The 6,224-nt window shown below is 69.2% G+C and carries 4 protein-coding genes and 2 pseudogenes; 2 read left to right on the forward strand and 4 right to left on the reverse strand.

What is annotated here, in order from left to right:
- Window positions 1-94 precede the first annotated feature (94 nt).
- Window positions 95-337, reverse strand: a pseudogene (locus ACZ7GZ_RS41860) (transposase); the annotation flags it as partial.
- A 183-nt stretch (window positions 338-520) separates the two neighbouring features.
- A pseudogene (locus ACZ7GZ_RS41865) lies at window positions 521-824 on the reverse strand (WhiB family transcriptional regulator); the annotation flags it as partial.
- A gap of 497 nt (window positions 825-1,321) precedes the next feature.
- Between ACZ7GZ_RS41865 and ACZ7GZ_RS41870 the strand changes: the two are divergent.
- The gene (locus tag ACZ7GZ_RS41870; protein ID WP_471032954.1) at window positions 1,322-2,665 is read left to right on the forward strand and encodes an endonuclease domain-containing protein; all 1,344 of its coding nucleotides are present in this window, start codon (window positions 1,322-1,324) and stop codon (window positions 2,663-2,665) included.
- A gap of 189 nt (window positions 2,666-2,854) precedes the next feature.
- On the opposite strand, the gene ACZ7GZ_RS41875 is transcribed toward ACZ7GZ_RS41870, so the two are convergent.
- Both ACZ7GZ_RS41875 and ACZ7GZ_RS41880 read right to left on the reverse strand, forming a co-directional pair.
- On the reverse strand, window positions 2,855-3,535 hold the full coding sequence (locus tag ACZ7GZ_RS41875) for a hypothetical protein (RefSeq protein ID WP_471032956.1): 681 nt from the start codon (window positions 3,533-3,535) through the stop codon (window positions 2,855-2,857).
- Between the two features lie 597 nt (window positions 3,536-4,132).
- Entirely contained in the window at window positions 4,133-4,657 is a 525-nt protein-coding gene (locus ACZ7GZ_RS41880) for a DUF6233 domain-containing protein (RefSeq protein WP_471032959.1), read from the reverse strand.
- 289 nt (window positions 4,658-4,946) lie between these two features.
- On the opposite strand from ACZ7GZ_RS41880, the gene ACZ7GZ_RS41885 reads away from it, so the two are divergent.
- A complete protein-coding gene (locus tag ACZ7GZ_RS41885) occupies window positions 4,947-5,429 on the forward strand; it encodes a hypothetical protein (RefSeq protein WP_471032962.1) in 483 nt (160 codons plus the stop codon).
- Window positions 5,430-6,224 lie beyond the last annotated feature (795 nt).

A 6,224-nucleotide genomic window follows, 5' to 3' on the forward strand; every position in this document is an offset into this window, starting at 1 on the left:
GAGTGAAGTTCCTGCGTTTCTGCGACAACCAGCTTCCCTTTCCGAACAGACCCATCGTAGTGGGACCACTGTCCGGAAACTTCGGGGCGCCTCAAACCGTCTTGGAGCGTTTCCCGTTGCGGGAGTTCTGTCCGTTCTTCCCGGCAGGATCATGCCGGTCACAGCCGAGGTGATCGCTCATCTCGCCCTCGAGAGCAAACTCCAGCAGTTGCTTCGTCAGCTGCAGCAGCAGCCCGCCCTCGCCGGTCAACCGCAAACCCTCGCACTGGCCCCGGTTCACGACCTCTTCAATAAACCGATCGGCCAAGCCCGTCAGCACAGCCTCCGAAGCAGACATCCTGGCTATGTACTCGCTGGTCACAGGAGCACTCCTCCATGATCGGAGACACACCGATTTTCTTACAGTCCCTGTCGTTGCAGACCGAGACGCTGCGCAAGTGGGTGCGGCAGGACCAGATCGACGCCGGTAGTGGGCGGGTGATCGGTCGGTCTGGGCCGGTGTCGTTCCTGGGTGGGCGTGGTCGATGGCGAGGGCATCGGTGTGGTGTTCGTGGGCTGTGCGTGCGGTCTCCAGCAGGTGTCGCCAGGAGGTGACGGCGGGGCGCCGGCGCAGCAGTTGGCGTCGTTCTCGTTCCGTCATGCCGCCCCAGACGCCGTGCTCGATCCGGTGGTCGAGGGCGTGGGCCAGGCACTCCGTGCGCACGGGGCATCCGGGTGCACACTGCTTTGGCCCTGTTCTGCGCGGCGCCTTCGGCGAACAGTTCGTTCGGGTCCAGGGCGGCCCGGCAGGCCGCTTTGTTCGTCCAGTCCTCCTCCGGTGTCACCCCGAAGCCGTCCTCTCCCCGTTTGGGCCTGCGCTCTTCGCTTTCACCTTATGCATCGGCAGAAACGTGAGGGTAGGGGCGGTCGCGCAGTGAACGGAGCTGCGGGCAGTACCGCGGGAGGGGGGTCTCTGTCCGCGATGGGTATGGCGCCCGGAGCGTGGTGTGACCTGCCTGCCCCGGGCGCTACGGACCTGTTGCCGGGTCCGTGGGAAACCACGGTAACTGCTATGGCCGGCGAGCTGTCGCTGATCGGCAGTCGCCCAGATCCGAAGTCGTGCAGCAGTCAGCGCAGTTGACCCGTTCCACTCAAGACTGAGTGCCGTGGACCGCACCACGTACTCGCAGCTGTTGCGACGCCGCCGACCACACGGGCCGCCCTCCACTCGGTCAGCTCGGCGTGCGCGACCACGTCTGTCTTCAATCCCGCTGAAGCGGTGGCCCGGCTGGCCGAGGTGCTTGGGACTCGTCGCCGCGTTGTGGGCCGTTAGCCTGTCGGTATGTCAGAGCGTGTCATGCCCGGTCGCGCGGACGGCCTGATCACCCTGGATGCCGCGGACGCTCTGTGGGTTGATCTGACGGCCGACAGCGCTGTGCCGACGGCTTCTGGGGCATTCACCTGTTCTCCTGCCCGTGCCCGGCTGGGGTACGTCCTGCTCGGCGGTCATGTGGTGGCGACGGTGAGGGCGAGCGCCGGTCAGTGGAGTGTTCCGGAGGTTGAGGTGCGCCGGGCGGCAGCGGAACTGAACGCGGTGAGGATGGACCGGCAGGACCTGGTCCGCATCGGTCCGTTTCGTGGGGCGCCCAGGCAGGAGGGCAACGAGGAAACGCCGCTGCGTTGGCGCCAGCGCATCACGAGGGAACTGCAGGAGCTGGGCGGCCCCGAGCGGGCAGCACGCCGTGAAGGCGGCCGGGCCTACCATCTGGCGGGGATCGATTGGCGGCAGATACTCGTGGAGCAGACCCGCGACGGGACGCAGCGGACGTGGTGGCTGCCGCGTGCTGTGGTCAGGCTGCTGGATGCGGCCGAGCACACCGAAACGCAGTGGGTGCAAGCCGCGCGGACCCGCCAGGCAGGCGCAGCCGTCACCGGGCCGCCCTCCCACCCCCGGCAGGCCCGAGACGCCGACGGCCGGCAGATGATGAGCCCCGAGGGCCCCGGCGCCTCACTGCGCCCATACAACAAGGAGCTGGAAGGCCAGCTGTACTCGGTGCTCAGCAGGAAGCCCAATACCTCCCGCAGGGTGGCCAGGTGGGCGTGCGCCGTCTGCCGCACTGTGCCCGCCACCGTCCTCGACCACTGCCACGAACACGGCTACGTCCGCGCCCCCGTCTGCCAGTCCTGCAACACACAGGAACGACCCGACCACCTGTACACCAACGACATCCGCGTGGCCAGCCACTACAGACGCCTCTTCGACACCCACGCCGCCGACTGGCTCCGCCACTGGCACCGCTGCCCCGGCTGCCGCGCACGCACCACCCTGCCCCTGCCACACCTCGCCGCATGGACCGCCCACATAGCCTGCCGATCGCTGCGCCCGACCCACCGCGCCCCCCGCGGGCGCAAGCCCTGCGGTGTGCTGCGCGTGTCCTGGACAGGCAGTCAGAACGCGCCCCGTTCCTGCCTGCTCACCGTTGCCGTCGACTCCTGCCCCTCCGGTGAGCACCGTGTCCTGGCGCGAGTCCCCTACTGCGAAGCCGTCGACCGGTTTCGTGTCTGGTTGGCCGAGACAGCCCCTGCCGTGGCCGCCGCGGCCGGCCCCGACCGCCTGGACGGCCTCCCCGCCCAATCCCGGCCCGTCATCGCGGACACCAGCGGCGAGGACCTAGAACTGTTCTGAGCGAACGCGGGACAACGTCAACCCACAGCCGCCCGGCGCCGGTCCGCAGCCCACCCAGCGCCCCACGAAACCCGCCGCCTCCTTCACCAACGCCACAAGCAGCCCCACAATTCCAGACATCTCCTGGACGCGCCCCAGGGTCTGGGCCCCGGCAAAAGGAACGCCTGCTGGGCCTGTTCGCACCGCTGGTCAGGCCCCGGCGGCGCGTCGGGCAGCGGCGGCGCGGGCGCGGGCGGCATCGGCGGGGCGGATGCCGTGGCTGAGGGGATCGAGGCCGATCAGTTCGCGGTGCAGGCGGCGAATCCGTAGCGCGAGATCGAGGTGGAGGCGGGGACGTTTACCGCGGACTTCGGCGATTGTTTGGGCGTTGACGCCCAGTCGCGGGGCGAGTGCGGTGGCAGGCCATCCGGCCCGTGCCAAGTCGGCCAGCAGCCGGGAGGTTGCGGCGGAGCCGGTCAGGCCCGGGGTGCTGGGTGCGCGGCGGGCGGAAAGCGGGATACCGAGTATGGCGTCGGCGGTGCTGCGAGCGATATCCCGCGCCGCCTGGCCTTGTTCTGGGGTGCGGAGCAGGCGGCGGACCAGGGTCACCGACACGCCGGCCCTGTCGGCGATGTCCTGTGCGGACATGCCCTGCTCGCGCAGCCGGGCAGCCCATCGGGCGGCGGCATAGGGCGGGACACGGGCGGGAAGACCGCGCAGGCGGTCCTGGTTGCGTTGGCGGCGGGCCCGGCGTGCCGCCTGGCGGCACTCGGCGCGGGTGCAGCCGTAGTCGGCACAGGATGCCTGGCCGTGACGGACGGCTGACCGCTGCGGCCGACGCTGCACGAGCGGCGCGGCCGGGGCGGCGGACTGTACTTCAGAGGGCGGCATGGTTTCCTGCTGCGAGTTCGGGGTGGCGGTCCACGGTACGCGCCCACGCTGACAAAGCGGCCCCGCCCCACCCCGGCTCGCTGGCAGGGGGTTGCCCGTCACTGCTGGAGCCAGCGGTCGAGAACGTGGTCATCGTGATGGCGGTGGAGGGCAGGCCATCAGCGAGGCAAGGGGCGCGCCTTCGCACAAGCGCAGACCCCCTGGTGCGGCCTGCCCGCACAAGCAGCCAAGCAGCTCAGCAAAGGCCCGAGCCCACGATGTCAGGGCCCTGCGCCCTCGGAGCCGTCACCGTTACAGGTCGTGGCACTCTCGGGAATTTGTTCGGCGCCGCAGTCACAGAACCACCGTTCGGTGTCGGCGGTGTTCACCCAGGTTCCCCTGCCGCAGGCAGAGCAGTGGCTTATCGTCATTGGCACGGCTCCACGGTAGTGCGCACACCGCTGACTGCTTTTCCAGGCTGGCTGGTGTGCTCACAGGCCGAAGTGCAGGTTTCTGAGCAGCATCCTGGGCGCGGAGGAGGCGCTCTTGACGTACCGGGGGCGCTGAGGGCGACAAGCCGCTCTGTTCTTTGTCGCGCTGCTCTCGTGCGCTGGGCAGTTATGTGGGCGCTTCGCTGGGGTCCGTCGCCTGACGGGCTTCTTCGCCGCGCTGGATCTGGGGGTCCTGGTCGGTCTGATGCTGTTTGGGGGTGAGGGATCGGGCCGCGTCGCACTCGATGCAGGCTGCTGTTCGGGGTTGGCGGAGCGCGGCAAGGGCCTCTTCCTGGGTGAGTGTCCGGTCGCTGGGGGCGCAGCCGACGACGTGGAGGAGTGTGGCGCCCGGGTGTCCGGGGCGGTGGGGCAGGTACTGGAGTGTCCATGCGGGCGGGCGCTTCTGGGACGAGGGGTCTGTTGCGGACAGGCGGTGGGTCGGGACGTGCTCGTAGGAGACACCGGGCACCGGGCGTGCGTGTGTGGGACTCATCCAGACTCGCTGCTCGGCAGGTTCTGCGCAGCCGTTTGTGCTGTCCTGCCACACCAGGATTCCTACCTGGTAGAGCCAGCCGTCCTTCACCTGTTGGCGGGCGTGCAGCCGTCCGCGGACTTCCTGGCCGTCGGGGAGTATGACGAAGATCGGTGGCACGCGGTGGGTATCCTGTCCCGGGTCCACGATGACTGCTCTTGTCCTTTTCGTTCGGATGACGGGCCCAGGCCTTTGGACCGTCTACGGCTGTCTCTCGCTCCGTCTTGCTCGGTTCAGTGGGCAGGACGACGTCCCCATAAAGATAGGTGGGGTTTTCGGCATAGTGCCCTGCGTGCGGCCGCCCGACCAGCACCGGGCAAGCCGCCCCGGCCTCCTGCCGTACGCACTTGGGACCCATTTTGGTGCCCGGCACCGAGCAGGACGGAAACCTGCAGGTCACCACGCAGTTATGGCCGCGCGCCGCGTTGTCACAGCCGTCTTCTCTCCTGTTGTCACAGCCGTCTTCTCTCCTCCTGAACTTCTCTGTGATGTCCGTGGGGGAGGAGATCATCGGGTCCGGGGGCCGGATGCCTTCTGCGGCCGGGCGCGGCTGGCGCCCGGTAGGTGGCCGCGTGCGAGCAACGAGGAAGGGGTGGGGCTGAGGGCGGGAAAGCGGAAGACGAACCTGGCGGGGTCGACGAACAACCTGCGGGGCGACGTGCTGCGCGTGCTCGGTGTGCTGAAGGTCGCGACCGTCGAACAGATCCAGCAGATGGCGGCCCCGCACATGAGCTACCGGCACACCGACAAGGTCAAGCCCTCTCAGCGGAAGCAGGCGCGCACTGCCTCGCATCTCGGGGCGCTCTCCGATCTGTGCAAGCACGGCCTGGTGGAGAACGGCGGAAGGCCTCGGGCGGGGATATCCTGCGCAACCTCACGCCGATGGGCCTGAAGGCTGCCTCCTACGAGCTGGGGCGGCCGGTAGGGGAGATGGCGGCCCGGCCCGTGGCGCGGGCCGCAGCGGCGTGCCACTCGATGGCGGTCGACCGCTCGCCAGGTCCTGTAGGTGACGAATGATGTTGGGGTGGCGGAGCCAGATCAACCTGCTCTTGGGGCGGTCAAGCTCCAGGAGCAGGTCCATGAGGGGCACCAGCTGGGGGCGATCCTGGCGGGTGCGGTCGTCGGGGAGGCCGGCGAGCCGGTCGGCCAGGGTGCAGCGGTCGCAGAGCCGGTGTCCGAGCAGCATCCCCTCGAAGCCGCAGCGGTCGCAGAAGAAGTCGCGGCTGATCCCCGCGCAGTCGCGGCAGACCGGGACGTCATCCGGATCGCGGCCGGGCAGCAGCCGGTCCGTGCGGCAGCCCGGACAGCGGTCCCGGACGCGCATGGCGCGCTCGTAGCAGGTGTGGCAGATCTGCCCGTCAGACCACTCGGCCGCCTTCGCCCTCGTCGGCTGCAGCGCGAGCAGGTGCGGACGTGTCAGCGCACCAGGGATGGAGAGCGCCGGCCTTCTGGGCTCCCCGCAGCGCAGTTCTTGGCTCTGGTCCTCCAGACGTACTCGAACGTACTTGGACTTCCAGAGCGCTCTGCCCCTTGGCTGGCTTTGTGAGCCTTGCAGCCTCCGGTCGGCCCTGTCGGGGCCGTTCGGAGGCGCCTTGCGGACTGGTTCTCGGGATTCTGGCGGTCCAGGAGGGAGGCGTACTGGGCGAACACGACCACGGGCCGCTTCCCGGGCCGCAGCGTCGGCTGG

Source organism: Streptomyces sp. NPDC037288 (assembly GCF_055603265.1).